Consider the following 19,093-nt stretch of genomic DNA (forward strand, 5'->3'; position numbering starts at 1 on the left):
GTCCTGCGGGCACCTTGCGGACGAAGGCGGAGCGCAGCGCGTGGTAGGGGGCGGTGGGGTCGAAGAAGATGGCGTGCATGCGGGCCAGTTCGGCGCGGCGGTGGTCGGCGAGGGGCCGTACCGCCTCGTCGCGTGCGCGGGCGGCGGCCTTGTCGGCGATGCGCCGGCCGAGGCCGGATGTGCCGGCCAGTTCGGCGGCCATGCGCGCGGTCTCGGCGGCGAACCGCGCGGCCGGGACCGGGACGAGGCGGTCCACCAGGCCGAGTGTGTGGGCGGTGGCGGCGCTGACCGGCAGGGCCTCGGTGGTGAGCCGTTCGGCGGTGGCCGCGCCCACCCGGCGCGGCAGGCTGTAGGTCCACAGCTCCGAGCCGTACAGGCCCATGCGGCGGTAGTGCGGGTTGAGCACGGCGCCGGTGCGGCACCACACCTCGTCCGCGGCGAGCGCGAGCATCACCCCGCCGGCGGCCGCGTTGCCGCCGAGGGCGGCCACCACCAGCCGGTCCGTGGTGCGCAGCACGGCCTCGACGAGGTCGTTCATGGCGTTGAGGTTCGCCCACGACGCGGCGGCCGGGTCGGCGGACGCCTCGATGACGTTCAGGTGGATGCCGTTGGAGAAGAAGTCCCGGGCGCCGCCCAGGACCAGCACGCGGGTGGGGCGGGTCAGGGCGTGCCGGTAGGCGGCGAGCAGCCGGCGGCAGTGGGCGGTGCTCATCGCCCCGCCGGGGAAGGAGAACGACACGAAGCCGACGTCGCCGTGCTCCCGGTAGCGGATGTCGGTCCAGGTGCGCCGTTCGGGGGGAAGGTCCAGCGGGGCGGGGTCCTCCGGCAGACCGCAGGGGCCGAGGACGTCCGCGGCAGGGCGTTTGAACGGGGCGGGGTCGCCGGAGTTCTTGCGGGGCCGCAGCTCCGGGATCCACACGGCGCCGTCCCGGGTGGCCCGGCACACCGCCCCCGCCCGGGTGGCGAGCAGGTCGCCGGGGCGTCCCCGCAGCCTGTCCTCCTCGTGGCCGCCGTGCAGGAACACCTCCCGGCCGAGCAGGCGGTCGAGCACACCGGGCTGGGAGTCGGCGGCGCGCAACGTGCGCAGCACGGTGGCGGTGTCGTCGTGCTCCCAGTCGATGCGGCGGTCCGCCTGCCGCATCGCGTCGCGCCAGACCACGCGGACGGACGGGTCGCTCTGCGGTCGCGGTTTGAAGTCGCCCGCCGCGTAGCGTCGTACGGCCAGCAGGACGGCGGCCACCGCGGCGTCGGAGGCCTCGTTGCGGTACAGGTCGCTCTTGCCGCTCTCGGCCGTCTCGAAGGGCAGCGTCGCCCAGACGTCGCCGGCGTCCATGGCCTCCTCGGCCTGCAGGACGGTCACACCCCAGTGGGGTTCCCCCTCGGCGATCGCCCAGTCGAGGGAGGACGGGCCGCGGTCTCCGGCCGGCCCCGGGTGCACGATCAGGCAGGTGTGCTCGCGCCACAGGTCCTCGGGCAGCGCCGTCTTCAGCATGGGCGCGACGATCAGCTCCGGGCGCAGCTCGGTGACGGCGGCGCGGACGGCGTCGGTGCCGTGCGAGGCGAGGACGACGTCCACCCGGTGTCCGTGGTCCGACAGTTCGGCGTACACGCGCTGGGACAGGCTGTTGAAGGCGCTCGCGACGAGCAGGATGTCCATGACGCGGCATGCTGTCCCCTTCGCGGGCACCCTGGAAGGACGCCCGGCGGGGTGTCGCCCGCCGGGGTCAGGTCTCTTCCTCCATCCGGATCGACCGGCGCAGGTCCTCGAACGCGGAGCTGCGGTCGTCCTTGTGCACCTCCACCAGTGCCCGGGCGATCGCGTCGAGCTTGCGCTGAATGGCGTGCTCGGCGCGCATCTCGGAGTTCTTCAGCAGCGCGAGCAGCAGCAGCGTCACGGCCGTCATGGACTCCCCCGCGGCCAGCAGCAGCTCCAGGTCCAGGTGCGCCACGTGGGCGGCGACGAAGAAGCCGACGAGCAGCAGGCAGAGCAGGAAGAAGACCGGGGAGCTGGTGAAGTCGAGGCGTACTCGGCGAGTTGCTCGAAGCGGCCGCGGCGCGGGCCCCCGCGGTGCGCGGGACTCTTGAACGTCATGAGCGAGCCTTACCCGGCTCGTGGCGCCCGGCGCGTCACTTCGCCACTTTCTGTTCATATGATGTAACAGTCTGCTCATGATTCATCAGCAGAGCATCGACAGCGTCTCCGTCGGTCGTGACGGGGCATCGGACCATCACCTCCACCGGCGCGGCCTGCGGGGCGCCCTGCTGGCCGCGGCGACCACCGCCGCGCTGGCCGGCGGCCCCGCGGCGACCGCGCTGCCGTCCTCCCTGCACGGTCCCGACTGGGACGCCATCGCCGCCTGCGAGTCCAGCGGCAACTGGCACGCGAACACCGGCAACGGGTACTACGGCGGGCTGCAGTTCCGCCAGTCCAGCTGGATCGCGGCCGGCGGTCTGAAATACGCCGCGCGCGCGGACCTGGCCACCCGCCACGAACAGATCGCGGTCGCCCGGAAGCTGGCGCGGCTGCAGGGGATGTCGGCCTGGGGCTGCGCCTGAGGGGGCGTCAGCGCCCCTGCCGGGTCGCGTCAGTACAGCATCCGCAGGGCGCCCGGCAGCACCCGGGCCGTGACCGGCAGCACGGCGTCGACCTCGCCGTCGGCGCCGTAGGGCACCGGGCGGTCGGCCTCGATCCGGATCTCCCGGCCGCGCAGCACGCGCACCTGGGGCCGCGCCAGGTGCCCGCCCGACTTCAGCTCGTTCATCAGCGCGAAGAACAGCCGGCGCGGCGCGGCCGCGATCAGCACCACGTCGAGCACCCCGTCGTCCACCCGGGCGCCGGGGGCGATCATCCGGCCTGAACCGTAGTAAGGGGAGTTGGCGGCCACCACGGTGTAGCCGCGGTGGCGGTGCTCCGCGCCGTCGACGGTGATCCGGTAGCCGGCGGGCCGCCAGGTGGCGACGGCCCGCAGCCCTCCCGCGTAGTAGGAGGCGGCGCCGCGCAGCAGCCTGGCGCGGTTGGCGTGCCGGTTGGCGAGCGCGTCCACGCCCGCGTAGACGCTGCCGAGGACCACGGTCCGGGGCCGCCCGGGGGAGTGCACTTCTATGGTGTCCACCGGGCGCGGCTCGTGCCGGAGCAGCACCCGGGCCAGGGCGGCCGGCTCGCCCGGGAGTTCCAGGGCGCGGGCGAAGTCGTTGCCGCGCCCGGCGGGGACGAGCCCGAAGACAGTGCCGCTGCCGCTGAGCGCACCGCCGATGCCGCCGGCGATACCGTCGCCGCCCACGGCCAGGACCACCCGGCCGCGCTGCCCGGCCTGCCGGGCCAGGTCCTGGGCGTGGGCGAGGCTGCGGCTGTAGACGGTCTCCAGCTCGGCGCCGGCCTCCCGGAGCAGCTTGCCCACCCGCAGCAGGGCGGCGGCTCCCGTGGCCGCGCCCGCCGTGGGGTTGACGATCGCGGTGAACTGTCGCATCGGTGGGCCTCCGGGGCGGCGAGGGACGGTGGCGGGGTGCCGGTGGCCGGCTCACCGGGGTGAGGGCCGCGGCGGTGGCGGCGGAGCGGGCGACGTCGCCGCGGGCCGGGGCGGCGACCCTACGGGTGGGACCCCGGGTCGGTCCAGGGGCAGCTCAGTCCAGGGGCAGCAGGACGCCGGGGTTGAGCACACCCGCGGGGTCGAGCCGGCGTTTGACGGCCCGCAGGGCCTCGACGCCGAGCGGCCCGGCCTCGCGGACGTACCCGTCGCGGTGGTCGGTGCCCACGCCGTGGTGGTGGCTGATGGTGCCGCCCGCGCCGAGGATCGCCTCGCTCGCGGCGCGTTTGGCGGGCGCCCAGTGCGCCACCGGGTCCTCGCCCTGCGCGGAGACGACGGTGAAGTACAGCGAGGCGCCGTTCTCGTAGACGTGCGAGATGTGGCACATCACCAGCGGCGGGGGGCCGGCCTCGGGGAGCGGGGGGGGCAGCGCCCGGCGGACGGCGGCGTACAGCTCCGGCACCCGGGACCAGAAGGCGGCCGGCTCCAGTGTCTCCGCGAACGCGCCCGCGTCCAGGAGCGCATCGCGCAGATACGGCGCCGCGTAGCGGCCGTGGGCCCAGCGCTCGCCGGGCTCCTCGCCGAGATACGTGCCGCCGCACGCGCGCAGCACGGCCGCGGCCCGCTGTCTGCGGTGGGCGACGTCCTCGGCGGTGCCCTCGTAGCCGGTGATCGCCTGGCAGCCGGCCGACTCGAGGGTGCCCGAGGCGCCGATGGCGTCGGGCTGGGCGAGGCCGATCAGCGTCTCGGTCTCGTCGGACAGGCGCAGCACGGTCGGCCGCGGCCCGTCCTGGGCGAGCCGGCGCAGCGCGGTGGCGCCCTCCTCGAAGGAGGTGAAGCGCCAGCCCTCGTAGACGCGGACGGCGGGCAGCGGGCGCAGGCGCACCGTCACCGAGGTGATGACACCGAAGACGCCCTCGGAGCCGAGGACCAGCTGGCGCAGGTCGGGGCCGGCCGCCGAGCGCGGGGCGCGGCCGGCCTCCAGGGTGCCCTCGGGGGTGGCGAGGGTCAGGCCGAGGACCATGTCGTCGAAGCGGCCGTAGCCGGCGGAGGCCTGTCCGCTGGAACGGGCGGCGGCGAACCCGCCGAGGGTGGCCCACTCGTAGGACTGCGGGAAGTGGCCGAGGGTGAAGCCGTGCGCGGCGAGCAGCGCCTCGGCGTCCGGGGCCCGCAGTCCGGGCTGCAGGGTCGCGGTGCGGGAGACGGGGTCCAGGGCGAGCAGGCCGTTCATGCGGCGCAGGTCCAGGGCGACGACGGGGCGCCGACGGAAGGCGGGCTGGGCGGGGGCGAGGCCGCCGGCGACGGAGGTGCCGCCGCCGAAGGGGACGAGCGCGAGGTCGTGGGCGGAGCAGGCGTGCAGGACCGCGAGGACCTCCTCGTGGCTCGCCGGGAGGACCACCGCGGCCGGTACGTCGCCGACGTCGCCGGCCCGGATCCGCAGCAGGTCGGGGGTGGACTTGCCACGGGTGCGGCGGATGCGGGACTCGGCGTCGGTGCGCACGTGCTCCGCGCCGCCGACGGCCTCGTGCAGGGCCTGCCGCGCGGCGGCGGTCAGCGGTGTCTCGGGCACGCGGAGGTCCGTGAGCTCGACCGGTGCGGTGGCGCGCGGCGTGACGCCGAGCAGATCGCGCAGCAGCCCGATCACCGTCTCGGGCAGCGGTGTGGCCTTGGCCGGGTCGCCCCAGCCGCTCCACAGCATGTCCATGGGGTTCCTCACCGGTCGGAGCGAAGGGTGCCGTGTGCCGTGTCGTGCGCGGGCCGCGCGGTCCGGCCGTACGGGCGTTACACTGTGACACATGACGCCTATTCGTCACAAGGGTTCGGAAGGCCCGGACCACCCGGGGAGCACGGCCGCAGCGGACGGCCCGGGCGGCACCGGCGGCGCGGGCGGGGACGCCGTGCTCGACGCCGCGCGCGACTGCGTCCTCGCCGTCGGCGTGCGCCGGACGACGCTGACGGACGTGGCCCGGCGCGCGGGCGTGTCCCGGATGACCCTCTACCGGCGCTGGCCGGACGTCCGGTCCCTGGTCGGCGACCTGATGACCCGGGAGTGGATCGACGTGGCCACCCGCGCGATCCCCGAGCGGCGGCCCGGGACGCCCACCCGCGCGCGGATCGTCGAGGGACTCGTGGCCGGGGTCGCGGCGTTCCGCGCGCACCCGCTGTTCCGCAAGATCGTCGACGTGGATCCCGAGCTGCTGCTCCCCTATGTGCTGGACCGGCGGGGCGCCAGTCAGGAGGCGCTGCTGGCGCTGCTCACGGACGCGCTGCGCGAGGGCCACGCCGACGGCTCCGTACGTCCCGGCCACCCCGCGCGGCAGGCCCGCTCCTTGCTGCTGGTGGTGCAGTCCTTCACCTTGTCGCTGCGCACGATGACCGACGAGGACGACCCCGAACTGTCCGCCGAGGCGTTCCTCGCCGAGCTGCGGAGCATCCTGGAGAGGACCCTGTCGCCATGAGCCGCGCCCCCCGGCCCGCCGCCCCCGGCGGGTCCTCGCTGAACGCCGCCCGCCGCGCCCGCGACCTGGCCCGCACCGTCGGCGGGCCCGCCGTGGACGTGCTCGTCGTGGGGCTGGGCGCGACCGGCGCGGGGGCCGCGCTGGACACGGCGGCCCGCGGGCTGTCGGTCGCCGCGATCGACGCCCACGACCTGGCCTTCGGCACCTCCCGCTGGAGTTCCAAGCTCGTCCACGGCGGGCTGCGCTATCTCGCCTCCGCGCAGTTCGACGTCGCCCACGAGAGCGCCGTCGAACGGGGGGTGCTGATGGAACGCACCGCGCCCCACCTGGTCGGCGCCCAGCCGTTCGTGCTGCCCCTGACCCCGCTGGTCTCGCGGGGCCAGGCCGCCCTGGCCTGGGCGGGCCTGCGCGCGGGCGACGGCCTGCGCCTGGCCGCACGCACCGCACGCGCCACCCTCCCGGCGCCGCGCAGGCTGTCGGCGGTGGAGACCCGGCACCTGGCGCCGGCCCTGCGCGGCAGCGGGCTGCGCGGCGGACTGCTCTCCTGGGACGGCCGGCTCGCCGACGACGCCCGCCTGGTCACCGCCGTGGCCCGGACGGCGGCGGCGTACGGCGCGCGGATCCTCACCCGGGTGCGCGCCCTGGAGGTGAGCGGGCACGGCGCCCGGGTCCGCGACGAACGCACCGGGGAGGAGGGCGAGATCCGGGCCCGCGCCGTGATCAACGCCTGCGGCGTGTGGGCGGGCGGCCTGGTCGACGGCATCCGGATCCGCCCCTCCCGGGGCACGCACCTGGTGCTGCGCGCCGACCGCCTCGGCCCGCTGCCCGCCGGCCTGCACATCCCCGTGCCCGGGGAGACCAACCGGTTCGTGCTGGTGCTGCCGCAGGGCGACGGCCGGGTCTACGTCGGGCTCACCGACGAACCCGTCGACGGCCCCGTCCCCGACGTCCCCGAGGTCCCCGAGACCGACATCGGCTTCCTGCTCGACGTGCTGGGATCCGCGCTGGACGTCCCGGTCGGCCGCGACGACGTGGTGGGGGCCTTCGCCGGGCTGCGTCCGCTGCTGGACACGGACGCGGGCGGCGGCCCCGGCGCGGCGCCCCGGACCGCCGACATCTCGCGCCGGCACGCGGTGCTCACCTCACCGGACGGCGTGGTCACGGTCGTCGGCGGCAAGCTCACCACCTACCGGCGGATGGCCGAGGACGCCGTCGACGCCGCCGTCGCCGCCCGGCGGCTGACCGCGGGTCCCTCCCCCACGGCCGTCCTCCCCCGGGCGTGCCTTCCCGACCCGCGCTGCGAACGCGGGCCTGACTTGGTGACCGATACAGGATCATTCGGGAAGGTACGCCCTTCGCGTGCCGTCCCGAAGACCGATCCACAAGTCATGAGCATTGCTCCACAGGGCCTGCTGGAGCACCGAGTCGGCCGACCGTCTCCGGTGAGCAAAGCCTTCGGGCGCACGCTCCAGATGGGTGACGCCTGACATTGCCCGGGCTGTGCCGACCGGGTCGGAGTTGTAGGCGTTGACATTGTGCGTGGCGTGCGGCGGTGATCAGCAATGACGACGAATAAACCTGAGACAAGTTCCACCGTCCCAGGTCAGAGGGCTTTCTCGCTTACTTGATCAGTCACCGGACAGCCCACATCACGACGGTGTTCTCGCTTTCTCCGGATCAAACAGATCCTGCCTCCGTGTACCCCCACCACTCGGGGGGAGGTCCCGGAATCCTCGGTAGAGAGATCACAATATCAGACAGGCCCGGCTGCATCGGATCACCTCGTGCCGCATGGCCGTGACTTGCAGTCGGACATGCCTGTTGAGTTCACGGCACGCCCGGACAACTCAGAGAGCAGGCAAGCATGGCGACGTGGCAAGCCTTCATCGAACTCCTCACCGAGGAGCTTGGCGCCGAGAACGTAGAAGGAGGGGCAGACGACAAGAAGGCGGTGGTCACCATGGATCTCCTGCCCCTCCTTCTCAAGGAGGGCAGTACGAACACGCGCCGCCAGAAAGTGCACTTCGAGTACGACGGCCAGGACACGACCTGGATCTCCGCTACGTCCTTCGTCTCCCCCGTTCCGGCGCCGACAGATATCTCATCATTCCTCGAGTACCTCGGAAAGGACTGGACGAAGCCAGGCGCCGTCATCGTCGACGGGCAGCTGGCCCTGCGCAATCACTTCAGCCTGAGTTCGTTCGACAGCGACGGCGACACGGAAGAAACCGACAAGCAGATCATGCAAATCGCCCTTATGTCGACCGGGGCGATCGGCTTCCTGGCCGACTTCCTCGAGCAGCATTACACCAAGAAGGACGTCTGAGGGCATTGATCATCCGCTCGACAAACAAGTTCCTAGCTACAGCCGGGCGAGTACCAGATGCGCAGCTCAGCCCAGGTGACCACTGTGGAGTCTCAGGTACGAAGGCTCTGAGCAGCGCAGACGTCGGGTTGGAAGAGGCTCCTTGTCGGCCTGCGCGGGACGCCGGCCTCGGAAAGTGCGTCGAATGCCGTTCGCGTCGGGCCGCCAGGATGTCGTGGACGGCTCCGGACAGGTCCAATGAGGCCCCGCAGCAGACGGCCGGAAGGATCGGCGCTGATTTGCACGTTCATCCCGTGCTTCTTGTGCTTGCGGGGACAGAAGGCTGGTCGGCGGCGATCCGGTCGATCGCAGCAGGGTCCCGTCGAGCAGGATGTACGCCTTGGCCGAAGCCTCCGGGCCACCTCGACCAAGGCTGGGACGAGTGAAGCCAGGAGCAATACGCCTCGGAGTGACCAGTCGCCGGCTGCGATTGCATGTCTGATGCCCTGGAGGTGGATGCATGTGCCGGAACCCACCGCCATGATTTCCTCCGTCCGTGGTCGCCCCATTGGTACGACACGAACAGCCGCAAGTCTCGAAAGTCGCCCGTCCACAGCAGGTCACAAGGCGTCAGTAGATATCTGTTCATCGCCCGGGCTCAGTCGTGATCTCCAGAGACTCCCGCAGGTTTCAGGGGAACTGCGGAGCGTTCGAACGGCCGGTCGATAACCGCGGCAGCGAGGCAACCGAAAGCGATCACACAGAAGAAGGTCCGTACGGCATGAGCGACTTGCCAGCGGTCGCGGACAGTTTCCCAGTCCGCTGGGGGCGCCTGCGCGTTCCAGTCGATCTGATCGATGTTGATGGGGGCGTTGACCACGAACGAGACCATCAGCGCCAGCACCAGCAGTACGAGCGCTGCGACCGCGTACCGCCGCGCGGGACTGTCGGCCTTTCGCGCAAGGATGACGAGCATCACCACGGCGATGAACGTGGGTCCGAGAGTGATGCCGAGGTACCAGGGAAAGTAATCGTGCTCCGCCTGCCGGACCTGGGTGTAAGCCGGCCCTCCCAGCCGACGTAGGGCCAGTTCGAGAACAAGCACGGCAAGGGCGCCACCGGTGATCACCCCGCCGCCCAGAAGGCTCACATATCGCGTGATCTTTACAAGTCGGGCGTTCGTCATTGTGTGCTCCCGTCGGACTCCGGCCGGCATGCACTGATCATGACATCCCATAACCGGAGATCAACGCACAGACATTCCTCTGGAGTCGTCCCAATGATCGTTCAACGCCATCGGCAGCGTTCTGCTTTGCCTGGACCGGGCAGAGCGCGTATCAGCGAGCTCACCGCCCGCGGAGGGACCCCATAGGGCACAGCCGGGCTGGGCTACCGTGCCGCCGCAGACGCTGACGGCCAGGGATGACCCCAGCGCTGAACGCTTTCCTACCGCGCCCGGGCGAGGCCATCGGCCTGCCCTGAACGGCCGCAGCTACCGCCTCAAGGACCGCATCACTTGCTCTGAAGCGAAACCACGAGCGCCCGGCTGGCCACCTACATCGCGGAGTCCACCGGCCGCAGGGCAGCGGACTCATCCCTCCGAGGCAACCCGGCAGCGCGGCCAGCGCTCCTGCGACAAAACTTCTATGTACAGATTTAGGTTGAGCAATAGTTTTTTCAGACATCCGGGAGTTCTCTGATGAGGTTCCATAAAAGCCACGAGATCAGTCCACCGGGGTGCGCCATCCGCGGTAGCCGGAGCAGCAGCTTTCTTGAGCCTTTCTCTCCTGCTGATCGCCGTGACCACGAGACCCACCGGCATCGCCTGGACCTCGGGTTCAGTAAGAGCGTCCCAGTCGGCATCGCCCACGGCGGCGCGCAACGTGTCGGCCCTACCGGCACGGTTTCTGCGTCGTCGCGCTGAAGACCAGCGCGGGCCGGGCAGGCGAGAGCAGGGTTGCCGCCGGACCGACGTCCGGTCGGCTGCGTACCCGGGCCGAAGCGCCACGAGCCCGGTTGGAGGTTCGATGATGATGCCGGCGATCGCCGCCGACTGCACGCAACCCGTCAAGGAATCGGCCTCGCGCGCTGTCGGCCCTCTCACTGCTGCCGGTGTCTCGTGCCAGTCTTCCGCACTTCACGAAAAGAGTTCTCGGTATGAAACTGCTCGTTCTCGGCGCGACCGGGCCTACCGGCCGCCACGTTGTCGACCGTGCCCTCCGGTGCGGCGACACGGTCGCGGTGCTGGCCCGGCGACCTGAGGCGCTCGGGCCGGTGGCCGACCGGGTGACGGTGATCAAGGGTGACGCCACGTCGTCGAATGACGTCGCGAGGGCCATGTCCGGACAGAACGCCGTGGTCTCTGCCCTTGGCCGTGGCCGTTCTGTGCGTGCCCACAGGCTGTTCACGCAAGCCGCGGATGCGGTGCTCGACGCTGCCCGGCGCACGAACGTCTCACGTCTCGTGTGGATGTCTTCCTTCGGCGTAGGCGACACCTATGCATCTGCGCATCCGGGGCAGAAGGTGGCGTACAGCACGCTCTTGCGTGACATCTACGCCGACAAGAAGAAGTCGGAGGAGGCAATCCGTTCCAGCGGCCTGGCGTGGACCCTGGTTTACCCGACGACGCTGACCAACGGACCGGCACGCGGCACCTACCGCGTGGACGTCCGCGTGAAGATGAAGCTCACGGCGAGGATCAGCCGCGCAGACGTCGCCGAATTCCTGCATCAGTCTGCACACAGCACGCAGTGGATCCATCGCGACGTCATCATCACGGACTGATCGAGCAGCCCCGCATGCCGCGCGTACACGCTCGGCACCGGGACGACGAACCGCATCCCGTCCACCGAGGCCACGAGCCCGCCGCCCCACGCCTGGGCGAGACCGATGGACTCCTGGTGCCTGGCTTTGAGAGCTCCTGACGGAATGCGGTTGGGCCGTGACCTCCGGCCGGGTGGCTCGGTTGCTTGGGTATGCGGTAGGTGGTCGAGCAGACGATCGCCCTGCTGCACTGGTTCGGCCGCCTGCGCATCCGCTGGGAGATCCGCGACGACATCCACGAGGCGTTCCTCAAACTCGCCTGCTCGCTGATCTGCTGGCGCCGCCTGCAAACCGCATTCCGTTAGGAGCTCTTAGGGCGTGTCTCTTTGATAGGTCATCAGCTGATCTATATGTCCGTCCGATTAGTGATCACTGATGCGATGTGGGATCGGATCGAGCCGCTGCTGCCGGCCGATCCGGTCGGCGGTGGGCCGATCACCGCCGAACCTTGGAGGCCATCACGGCGGCGGTGCAGCCCGAGCGGGCGATGAAGCCTCTCCCCGACGTGTGGGCTCCTCATTGCTGCAGGTGGCGTTGCAGAGTGATCAACGCCCGCATGGGGGGCTGCGCCTGCGGCTGGGCGACGGCGGCAGTCAGCCGCATCAGGGCACCGAAGGCGGCGCCGGCCCGCTGGGCGGGCCGTCGGGGCCGATCACCAGGCGGATCGGCCCGATCATGCCTGCTTCGACCCTGGCGCCGGGTACCGGGCGCACCTCGCGGATGACGTAGCGGTCCATGTCTCCTTCCTCGACCGACTTGCTGCCGTAACTGATCTCCTCTGGCGCACTGGAGTCGGGGTGGAATTCGGCGGCCAGTGCGAGGATGACCTTCACGGGCCGCTCAAGGGCGGGTCGCTCTCCTGGCCGCGGGGTGGCACCGGAGCACTTTGGACACATGCTGAGCCGGTCGGTGCGGCTGCGGTCCTTCGATGACTCATGCCTACGGGATGCAGCTGGGGGCTTCACCTGCCCTGCGACCGTTTCTCGAGCCGCGGTTGAGCGAGGGATTCGACGATGCCATCCGGTGGAGGAGACCTCCGTTCGGTGTGAGGAGTGCGTATGCGCAAGGTCGGATTCCTTGACGGCACCGCGACCGGACCTGCGGGAAGTCGGCTCTGATGCGCCGGGTCGCGGTCGTGGGGGCCGGGGCTGCCGGGGCACTGACGGCGGTGCAGTTGATGCGGCAGGCCGACCGGCTCGGGCGGGCGGTCGGGGTGTGGCTCATCGATCCGGGCGGACGGACCGGGCCGGGGGTCGCCTACGGCACGTCCGACCCGCGCCATCTCCTCAACGTGCCCGCCGGCCGCATGAGTGCCTCTCCTGATGACCCCGGGCACTTCCTGCGCTGGCTGGCGGAGCGGGATCCGGACGCCGCTGCCGGTGACTTCGTTCCCCGCCAGGTGTACGGGGAGTACCTGACCGACCTCGTCGAGCGCACCGCCGATGCCTGCACGCACGCCCGTCTGCACCGGGTGCGGGACGAAGTCGTCGCCGTCCGCGGGCAGGGGGCCAAAGCGGTTCTGCGGCTCGCCGGTCGTGGTGAGATACGGGTGGATGCTGCCGTGCTGGCGCTGGGCAGTCTCGCTCCGGCGCAGGACTGGGCCGGCGCCGCGCTTCGGGAGTCCGGGCGTTTCGTCGCCGATCCCTGGGCCCCGGGTGCTCTCGGCGGTCCCGCCGGGGAAGGGGACGTCCTGCTGGTCGGTACCGGGCTGACCATGGTGGACGTGGCCGGCACGCTGGCCCGTGCGGACCGGGTGGTGTACGCGGTGTCCCGGCACGGGCTGCTCCCGCAGGAACACCTGCCCGTCGCGGCTCCGCCGGCCGAGGCGCCGCCGGGGCTGGACGGTTCACTCGGTCTCGACGTGCTGCGGCGGAACGTGCGGCGGCACCTGTCCGCGACCCGGCGCGCCTGCGGGGACTGGCGGCCCGCCCTGGACGGGCTGCGTCCGGTGACGGCGGCGTTGTGGCAGCAGTTGCCCGTGGCCGACCGGGTCCGTTTCCTCCAGGAGGACCTGCGGGTCTGGGAGGTGCATCGCCATCGCATGGCGCCCGCCACCGCGGCCATGCTCCGCGGGCTGCTGGCGTCGGGGCGGTTGCGTACCGGCGCCGGGCAGCTGGTCGGTGCCGTGCCGGTCGGCGACGCGGTGGAGGTCGCCCTCAGCGACGGCACCCGGCTGCGGGTGAGTGCGGTGGTGAACTGCACCGGGGCGCCGGCGGGTCCGCCCGGCACGGTGAATCCCCTGGTGCGCTGCCTGCTGGAACGCGGGTACGGCCGCACCGGACCCGCCGGGCTCGGGCTGGACACCGCCGGCGACGGGCGGCTACTGCCCGCGGCCGGCGCCCCCGCCTTGCGGCTGTGGGCGGTCGGGGCCGCGCGGCGCGGGAACCTGCTGGAGACCACCGCCGTTCCGGAGATCCGCGCTCAGGCCGCCGAGGTCGCCGGGAACGTGCTGGAGACGCTCACCGACCGCCGTCCCCCCGCACCGGCCGACCGCTACGGGCAGCGCCTGAGCACCTCGCCCGAGGCGGCCGAGCTGTACGACCGGGCGCTGGAGCGCATCCTGGCCGGCCGCCTCGGCGCCGAGGAACTGCTGGGCCAGGCCGTCGCCGTCGACCCGGGCTTCGCCGTCGGTCACGCGGCGCTGGCGCTGCTCGGTCACGAGCGCGGGGGTGCCGGGCCTGCGCCCGGGGCGCTCACCCGCGCCCGCCGGGCCGCGGCCGTGCGGGCCGACGACCGCGAACGCGGCTTCGTCGCCGCGGTGGACGCCTGCCTGACCGGTACCGAGGAGCGCGGCAAGGCGGCCCTGCTGGGCCACATCGCCGCCCACCCCCGGGACGCGCTGGCGGTGAGCGCGGCCGTACCGACCGTCTCCTTCAACGGTGTGACCGGCGCGGAAGAGGCCTGGGCACTGGTGGAGGGGCTGTCGGCGGCCTATGGGGACGACTGGTGGTACCTCGGGCAGCTGGCCTTCGTACGGCAGGAACAGCAGCGTTGGGAGGAGGCCGAGGCCCTGTCCTGCCGGGCGCTGGCCGCGCAGCCGAGTGCCGGGCACGCCGTGCACGCCCGGGCCCACGTGTACTACGAGACCGGCGAGCACCGTGCCGGCCTGGCCTGGCTGGACGAGTGGCTGCGCCGGCACGGGGCCGGGGCCGGCCACCGGTCCCACGTCTCCTGGCACGCCGCCCTGCACGAGCTGTCCCTGGACGACCGGCCCGCGCTGCTGCGCCGCTACCACCGGGAACTCGCCGCCTGCCAGGTCAGCGGGGGACGGCTGCTGGCCGACTCCGCCGCCCTGCTGTGGCGGGCCCGCATGACCGGCAGCTGGAGCGGCGACCTGCCCGTCGCCGAACTCCTGCACGCCGCGCCACAGCACTGGCTGGCCGCACCCGCTACGGGTTTCGCCGCCCTGCACGGCGCGCTCGCCCTCGCCGCCGCGGGGGACCTCGACGCCCTCGCACGGCTGCGGGCCCACGCGCTGGCCCACCAGCAGCCGGTGTTCGCCCTGGTGATCGCTCCGCTGTGCGGCGCGCTGTCGGCCGTCGTCCGCGAGGACTGGCAGGAGGCCGTACGGCTGCTGCGGCCGCTGCTGCCCCTGGTGGCGCGCACCGGTGCCAGCAAGGCCCAGCAGGAGGTGGTCGAGGAGACCCTGCTGCACGCCCTGATCGCGTCGGGTGCGTACGACCGGGCCGCGCACCTGCTCGCGGCCCGGCTGGACCGCCGCCCGTCGCCGCTCGACCGGCGGCGGCTGGACTCCGTACGCGAACGGCGTGCCCGGTGGCGTGGCCCCGCGGTCGTCAGCGGGGCCACGCAGTACACCCGGTCCGCCTGACCACGGCGACCGGTGGTCTGTCGTACACCTCAAGCACGCGAGGGCGCCGACGGCGGAACCCCGCCGTCGGCGCCCTCGCCTCGCCGCCAGGTCGGCGGCTCGGTCACCACGTGGTGCCGGCCGGCGCCTCGATGGTCGTGTTGATGCGGTTGAAGAAGTTGGTGAGGGCGATCATCAGGATGATCGCGGAGAGCTGTTCCTCGGTGAAGTGGTCCGCGGCCTCGTTCCAGATCTCGTCGGGGACGGCCTTGCCGGAGCGGTCGGCGATGCGGGTGGCGGCCTCGGTCAGGGCCAGGGCCGCGCGTTCCTCCTCGGTGAAGAAGGGGGCCTCGCGCCAGGCGGCCACGGAGTGGAGGCGTTCGTCGCTCTCGCCGTGCTTCTTCGCGCCTGTCACGCCGGCGAACACACAGGCGCTGCAGCCGTTGATCTGGCTGGCCCGCAGGTGGACCAGTTCGAGGATCTGCGGGGCGACGCCGCCCTGGTACATGGCCTGGTAGAGGGTCTGGATGCCCTTCATGGCGTCCGGCAGGACCATGGCGGGGTTCTTCATGCGGGCGGTGGGGGTGGTCGCGGCGTTCATCCGGTGCCTTCCTGAGGATGCGTCATGACGTGCGGGAGGACAGGGGGCCGGGGCCGCCGGACGCGGGGGATGTCGTCCGGCGGCCCCGGTGCGCGGGGCCGTCCGCCGAGGGGGTGGCCGGCGGTCAGACGGCGCTGAGGACGGCCGCCGAGTTGAAGCCGCCCCGGCCGCGGGCCAGGACCAAGGCGTGGCGGACGGGCGTCTCGCGGGGCGTGGTGACGAGGTCGACCGGGCAGTCCGCGGCGGGTTCGGTGGTGCCGACGGTCGGCGGGATCACCTGGTCGCGCAGCGACAGCAGAGCCGCGGCGACGTCGAGGGACGCGCCGCCCGCCAGCAGCCGCCCCGTCATCGACTTCGGCGCGGTCACCGGCACTCCCCGCGGGCCGAACAGGTCGGCCAGCGCCTCCGCCTCGGCGCGGTCCGCGGCGCGCGCGCCGGCCGCGTCGGCGAACACCACGTCGATGTCCTCGGGCAGCACCCCGGCGTCGTCCATGGCCAGCCGCGCGGCGTCGCGGAGGCGCGGGGCCCCGCCGGCGTCGAAGGTGGCCGCGTACCCGGTGAACGCCCCGTACACGTGGGCGTCGCGTTCGCGGGCGGCGGTGGCGTTCTCCAGCACGAACAGGGCGCCGCCCTCGCCGACGACGTGCCCGCGGGCTTCTTCGGCGAACGGCAGGTAGGCGCGGGCCGGGTCGGCGACCTGGCTCAGCTCGCCGGCGGCGAGGTGCGCGGCCCAGCCCCACGGACACAGCGCCGAGTCGACGCCGCCGGTGACCACCAGCCGGGCTCCCTTGCGGATCTGCCGGCGGGCGTGGGCGGTGGCGTCCAGGCCGCCGGCCTGCTCGGAGACGACGACCCCGCTCGGTCCGCGCAGCCCGTGCCGGATGGAGATCTGGCCGGTGTTCACGGCGTAGAACCAGGCGAAGGACTGGTAGGCGCTGACGTGCTGGCCGCCCTTGGACCACAGGGCCTGCAGCTCGCGCTGGCCGAACTCGAACCCGCCCGCGGAGGAGGCGGTGACCACCCCGGCCCCGTACTCGGGCAGCGCCTCCGGGTCGGTGCCGCAGTCGTCGAGGGCCTCCTTCGCGGCGGCCAGCGACAGCCGGGTGACCCGGTCGGTCTGCGGCAGCAGCCGGCTGGGCAGGTGCTCGTCGTCGACGAAGCCGGGGACCTCTCCGGCGATGCGCACCGGGTAGCGGGAGGCGTCGAAGCGGGTCAGGGCGCGGATGCCGCTCTCGCCGCGCAGGGTCGCCGCCCACCACGCCTGGGTGCCGAGCCCGTTGGGCGCGGCGACGCCGATGCCGGTGACGACGGAGCCGACGGTGGCGCGGGCGTCCGCCCGGTGCGCGGGACGGCCCAGTGTGGCTGTGGTCATGCCGCCTCCTGAAGTCGCGGCCGGGTCAGGACGATGGCGCTCTGGAAGCCGCCGAAGCCGCTGCCGACGCTGAGTACGGTGTCGGTGCGCTGCTCGCGCGCGGTGAGCGGGGTGTAGTCGAGGTCGCAGGCCGGGTCGGCCTCGTGCAGGTTGGCCGTCGGCGGCACCGTGTTGTGCTCGATCGCCAGGGCGCTCGCGGCGACCTCCAGCGAACCGATCGCCCCCAGCGAGTGACCGATCATCGACTTGATGGAGCTGACCGGCACCCGGTAGGCGTGCTCCCCGAGGCTGCGCTTGAACGCGGCCGTCTCGTGCCGGTCGTTCTGCTTGGTGCCCGAGCCGTGGGCGTTGACGTAGTCGACGGCCCTCGGGTCCAGGTGGGCCTCGTCGAGCGCCGCGCGGATCGCCTCGGCCATCTCCACGCCGTCCGTCTTCAGCCCGGTCATGTGGTAGGCGTTGCTGCGCCCGGCGAACCCGGCGATCTCCGCGTAGATGTGGGCGCCGCGCCGCCGCGCGTGCTCGAACTCCTCCAAGATCAGCACCGCCGACCCTTCCCCGAGGACGAAGCCGTTGCGGGAGCGGTCGAAGGGGCGCGAGGCGGTCTCCGGCTCGTCGTTGCGCGGGCTGGTCGCCTTGATGGCGTCGAAGCAGGCCACGGTGATCGGGGAGATCGGCGCCTCGGTCGCACCCGCCACCATCACGTCGGCGCTGCCCTCGCGGATCAGGTCGGCGGCGTGGCAGACGGAGTCGATGCCGGAGGCGCAGCCGGTCGACACCAGCGACACCGGGCCCTGCGCGCCCGCCGCCACGGCCACCTCGGCGGCCATGGAGCTCGGCACGAAGTAGTCGAAGAGGTGGGCGACCGCCCGCGTGTGGTCCACCTCCCAGGTGCTGCCGTTCTCGCTGACCACGCCGTACTCGTTGTCCAGGCCGGTGGTGCAGCCGACGGCGCTGCCCAGGGTGACACCGGTGCGCACCGGATCCAGCGCGCCCGCCAGTCCGCTGTCCTCGAGGGCCTCCCGGGTGCTGACCAGGGCGAACTGGGCGGCACGGTCGAGGCGGGCGGCGTCGGCCGCGCCGATCCCGTGCGCGGCCGGGTCGAAGTCCGCCTCGGCGGCGATGCGCGAGCGGAACGAGCTCGCGTCGAACAGGGTGATGCCCCGCGTGGCGGTACGGCCCGCGGTCAGCGTGTCCCAGAACGCGCGGGTCCCCACGCCGCCCGGGGCCACGACCCCGATGCCGGTGATGACGACCCGCCTCATCGGTTGTCCCTCACAGTTGTCCTCCAGATATGAGCCCAGGTACGAGCCGGGTGCGCCGCACCACGCGGCAGGCGCGCCCGAGCAGTCGGGGGGCGTGCGGGCCGCGGACGAAGAAGTGGTCACCGGGGACGGTGCGCCGCACGAAGCGGCCGGTGGTCCAGCGGGCCCAGCCCTCCAGCACCGCCGGGCCGACGACGGGGTCGGCCTGGCCGCCGACGGCCAGGACCGGCACCGGGAGCGGGCCGCCGGGGTCGGCGAGCGCGCCGGCGCGCAGCGCGGCGGCGAGCTTGAGGTCGTCGCGCAGCAGGGGCAGCACGCGGCGGTACCAGAGGCTGCCGGGAGCGGCGAGCGCGCCGCCGGGCGCCGCGCCGAGGCCGGCGGCGAACCGCAGCAGCAGTCCGTCGCTCAGGTCGTCGTCGCAGGGCGGCGAGAACTGCGGCGGGGGGCTCGCCCCGACGGCGAGGCAGGCGGGCGCGGGCAGCCCACGCTCCCTCAGGGCGCGGGCCAGGGTGTAGGCGACCAAGCCGCCCAGGCTGTGCCCGTACAGCACGTACGGGCGGCCGTCGGCGACCTGCTCGGCCAGCGGTTCCAGGAGGGTGTCCAGCAGGCCCTCGCGCGAGGTGATCCGCGCCTCCCGGCGCCGGGCGCCCCGCCCCGGCAGCAGCACGGGCACGGTCCGCACGCCAGGACCGGTGCCGGTGCGCCAGTGCGCGAACCCGGACACACCCGCGCCGGCGTGCGCGAAGCAGTAGAGCGTGACCGGCGAGCTGTCCCGCATGATGTACCGCACCTCCTCGGCCGCCGTGGTGCAGCGCGTCGACTGGTCCGAGCCTCGCCGACGTACCTGGAGGAAGACTCGAATCGGCCATGTGCGCGCACGCCTCGCCCGCCGGGGGCGGGGGGTGCGCGCACATGGCCGATTCGAGTCTTCCTCCAGGT

General features: G+C 72.9%; 16 protein-coding genes and 3 pseudogenes. 8 read left to right on the forward strand and 11 right to left on the reverse strand.

Translation table 11 applies throughout. From position 1 onward, the window contains the following. Together GV126_RS00880 and GV126_RS00885 are read right to left on the reverse strand one after the other, a co-directional pair. Positions 1 to 1,657: enoyl-CoA hydratase-related protein (locus GV126_RS00880; protein WP_159661984.1), on the reverse strand; the 1,657-nt coding region annotated here is incomplete at its 3' end. Positions 1,658 to 1,724: 67 nt separating this feature from the next. Then, positions 1,725 to 2,150 carry a hypothetical protein gene (locus GV126_RS00885; RefSeq protein WP_328707318.1) on the reverse strand — a complete coding sequence of 142 codons (426 nt, stop codon included), beginning with the start codon at positions 2,148 to 2,150 and terminating at the stop codon, positions 1,725 to 1,727. A 19-nt stretch (positions 2,151 to 2,169) separates the two neighbouring features. Here GV126_RS00885 and GV126_RS00890 point away from each other — a divergent pair, with 19 nt between their 5' ends. Further along, the gene (locus tag GV126_RS00890; protein WP_236569819.1) at positions 2,170 to 2,556 is read left to right on the forward strand and encodes a transglycosylase family protein; all 387 of its coding nucleotides are present in this window, start codon (positions 2,170 to 2,172) and stop codon (positions 2,554 to 2,556) included. Between the two features lie 29 nt (positions 2,557 to 2,585). Here the strand turns inward: GV126_RS00890 and GV126_RS00895 are convergent, their stop codons facing one another. Further along, positions 2,586 to 3,467: a diacylglycerol kinase family protein gene (locus tag GV126_RS00895; protein WP_159661985.1), complete on the reverse strand. Its 882-nt coding sequence runs from the start codon at positions 3,465 to 3,467 to the stop codon at positions 2,586 to 2,588. 154 nt (positions 3,468 to 3,621) lie between these two features. Then, complete coding sequence (locus GV126_RS00900) at positions 3,622 to 5,229, reverse strand: FAD-binding oxidoreductase (RefSeq protein ID WP_159661986.1); 1,608 nt, start codon at positions 5,227 to 5,229, stop codon at positions 3,622 to 3,624. 91 nt (positions 5,230 to 5,320) lie between these two features. Between GV126_RS00900 and GV126_RS00905 the strand changes: the two genes are divergently transcribed. The 3 genes from GV126_RS00905 to GV126_RS00915 all read left to right on the forward strand — a co-directional run bounded on the left by GV126_RS00905 (position 5,321) and on the right by GV126_RS00915 (position 8,309). Further along, positions 5,321 to 5,983 (forward strand): TetR/AcrR family transcriptional regulator, encoded by a 663-nt coding sequence (locus tag GV126_RS00905; RefSeq protein WP_202036201.1) that lies wholly within the window; start codon positions 5,321 to 5,323, stop codon positions 5,981 to 5,983. Beyond that, on the forward strand, positions 5,980 to 7,470 hold the full coding sequence (locus GV126_RS00910; RefSeq protein ID WP_236569820.1) for a glycerol-3-phosphate dehydrogenase/oxidase: 1,491 nt from the start codon (positions 5,980 to 5,982) through the stop codon (positions 7,468 to 7,470). The genes GV126_RS00905 and GV126_RS00910 overlap by 4 nt, the downstream gene beginning before the upstream one ends. A 377-nt stretch (positions 7,471 to 7,847) precedes the next feature. Next, entirely contained in the window at positions 7,848 to 8,309 is a 462-nt protein-coding gene (locus GV126_RS00915) for a hypothetical protein (protein WP_159661987.1), read from the forward strand. 196 nt (positions 8,310 to 8,505) lie between these two features. Here GV126_RS00915 and GV126_RS36065 read toward each other — a convergent pair. Both GV126_RS36065 and GV126_RS00920 read right to left on the reverse strand, forming a co-directional pair. Beyond that, positions 8,506 to 8,699 (reverse strand): annotated as a pseudogene (locus tag GV126_RS36065) (transposase family protein); the annotation flags it as partial. 247 nt (positions 8,700 to 8,946) lie between these two features. Then, positions 8,947 to 9,474, reverse strand: a complete 528-nt coding sequence (locus GV126_RS00920; protein WP_159661988.1) for an anthrone oxygenase family protein — start codon at positions 9,472 to 9,474, stop codon at positions 8,947 to 8,949. Positions 9,475 to 10,445: 971 nt separating this feature from the next. Here GV126_RS00920 and GV126_RS00925 point away from each other — a divergent pair. The 3 genes and pseudogenes from GV126_RS00925 to GV126_RS35575 all read left to right on the forward strand — a co-directional run. Beyond that, positions 10,446 to 11,072: an NAD(P)-dependent oxidoreductase gene (locus tag GV126_RS00925; RefSeq protein WP_159661989.1), complete on the forward strand. Its 627-nt coding sequence runs from the start codon at positions 10,446 to 10,448 to the stop codon at positions 11,070 to 11,072. A 200-nt stretch (positions 11,073 to 11,272) separates the two neighbouring features. Then, positions 11,273 to 11,416: pseudogene (locus GV126_RS36070) on the forward strand (IS5/IS1182 family transposase); the annotation flags it as partial. Between the two features lie 45 nt (positions 11,417 to 11,461). Beyond that, a pseudogene (locus GV126_RS35575) lies at positions 11,462 to 11,571 on the forward strand (IS5/IS1182 family transposase); the annotation flags it as partial. A gap of 142 nt (positions 11,572 to 11,713) precedes the next feature. Here the strand turns inward: GV126_RS35575 and GV126_RS00940 are convergent. Continuing rightward, positions 11,714 to 11,944 (reverse strand): hypothetical protein, encoded by a 231-nt coding sequence (locus tag GV126_RS00940; protein ID WP_159661990.1) that lies wholly within the window; start codon positions 11,942 to 11,944, stop codon positions 11,714 to 11,716. Between the two features lie 284 nt (positions 11,945 to 12,228). On the opposite strand from GV126_RS00940, the gene GV126_RS00945 reads away from it, so the two are divergent. Further along, positions 12,229 to 14,940 carry an FAD/NAD(P)-binding protein gene (locus tag GV126_RS00945; protein ID WP_159661991.1) on the forward strand — a complete coding sequence of 904 codons (2,712 nt, stop codon included), beginning with the start codon at positions 12,229 to 12,231 and terminating at the stop codon, positions 14,938 to 14,940. A 103-nt stretch (positions 14,941 to 15,043) separates the two neighbouring features. Here the strand turns inward: GV126_RS00945 and GV126_RS00950 are convergent, their stop codons facing one another. The 4 genes from GV126_RS00950 to GV126_RS00965 form a co-directional block, all read right to left on the reverse strand. After that, positions 15,044 to 15,520, reverse strand: coding sequence for a carboxymuconolactone decarboxylase family protein (locus GV126_RS00950; protein ID WP_159661992.1), 477 nt, complete (start codon positions 15,518 to 15,520; stop codon positions 15,044 to 15,046). Positions 15,521 to 15,644: 124 nt separating this feature from the next. Continuing rightward, positions 15,645 to 16,892, reverse strand: a complete 1,248-nt coding sequence (locus tag GV126_RS00955) for a ketosynthase chain-length factor (RefSeq protein WP_159661993.1) — start codon at positions 16,890 to 16,892, stop codon at positions 15,645 to 15,647. Beyond that, positions 16,889 to 18,154: a beta-ketoacyl-[acyl-carrier-protein] synthase family protein gene (locus GV126_RS00960; RefSeq protein ID WP_159661994.1), complete on the reverse strand. Its 1,266-nt coding sequence runs from the start codon at positions 18,152 to 18,154 to the stop codon at positions 16,889 to 16,891. The genes GV126_RS00955 and GV126_RS00960 overlap by 4 nt, the downstream gene beginning before the upstream one ends. Positions 18,155 to 18,164: 10 nt before the next feature. Continuing rightward, the gene (locus GV126_RS00965; protein WP_159661995.1) at positions 18,165 to 18,932 is read right to left on the reverse strand and encodes a thioesterase II family protein; all 768 of its coding nucleotides are present in this window, start codon (positions 18,930 to 18,932) and stop codon (positions 18,165 to 18,167) included. Positions 18,933 to 19,093: the final 161 nt, after the last annotated feature.

The sequence above is a fragment of the Streptomyces mexicanus genome (assembly GCF_902506575.1).
Classification (GTDB): Bacteria; Actinomycetota; Actinomycetes; order Streptomycetales; family Streptomycetaceae; genus Streptomyces; species Streptomyces mexicanus.

Excerpts from the sequence above, each read along its gene's own strand:
- GV126_RS00885 (WP_328707318.1), bottom strand. The coding sequence starts at position 2,150 with ATGAACAGAAAGTGGCGAAGTGACGCGCCGGGCGCCACGAGCCGGGTA.
- GV126_RS00890 (WP_236569819.1), top strand. The coding sequence starts at position 2,170 with ATGATTCATCAGCAGAGCATCGACAGCGTCTCCGTCGGTCGTGACGGG.
- GV126_RS00895 (WP_159661985.1), bottom strand. The coding sequence starts at position 3,467 with ATGCGACAGTTCACCGCGATCGTCAACCCCACGGCGGGCGCGGCCACG.
- GV126_RS00900 (WP_159661986.1), bottom strand. The coding sequence starts at position 5,229 with ATGGACATGCTGTGGAGCGGCTGGGGCGACCCGGCCAAGGCCACACCG.
- GV126_RS00905 (WP_202036201.1), top strand. The coding sequence starts at position 5,321 with ATGACGCCTATTCGTCACAAGGGTTCGGAAGGCCCGGACCACCCGGGG.
- GV126_RS00910 (WP_236569820.1), top strand. The coding sequence starts at position 5,980 with ATGAGCCGCGCCCCCCGGCCCGCCGCCCCCGGCGGGTCCTCGCTGAAC.
- GV126_RS00915 (WP_159661987.1), top strand. The coding sequence starts at position 7,848 with ATGGCGACGTGGCAAGCCTTCATCGAACTCCTCACCGAGGAGCTTGGC.
- GV126_RS00920 (WP_159661988.1), bottom strand. The coding sequence starts at position 9,474 with ATGACGAACGCCCGACTTGTAAAGATCACGCGATATGTGAGCCTTCTG.
- GV126_RS00925 (WP_159661989.1), top strand. The coding sequence starts at position 10,446 with ATGAAACTGCTCGTTCTCGGCGCGACCGGGCCTACCGGCCGCCACGTT.
- GV126_RS00945 (WP_159661991.1), top strand. The coding sequence starts at position 12,229 with ATGCGCCGGGTCGCGGTCGTGGGGGCCGGGGCTGCCGGGGCACTGACG.
- GV126_RS00950 (WP_159661992.1), bottom strand. The coding sequence starts at position 15,520 with ATGAACGCCGCGACCACCCCCACCGCCCGCATGAAGAACCCCGCCATG.
- GV126_RS00955 (WP_159661993.1), bottom strand. The coding sequence starts at position 16,892 with ATGACCACAGCCACACTGGGCCGTCCCGCGCACCGGGCGGACGCCCGC.
- GV126_RS00960 (WP_159661994.1), bottom strand. The coding sequence starts at position 18,154 with ATGAGGCGGGTCGTCATCACCGGCATCGGGGTCGTGGCCCCGGGCGGC.
- GV126_RS00965 (WP_159661995.1), bottom strand. The coding sequence starts at position 18,932 with ATGCGGGACAGCTCGCCGGTCACGCTCTACTGCTTCGCGCACGCCGGC.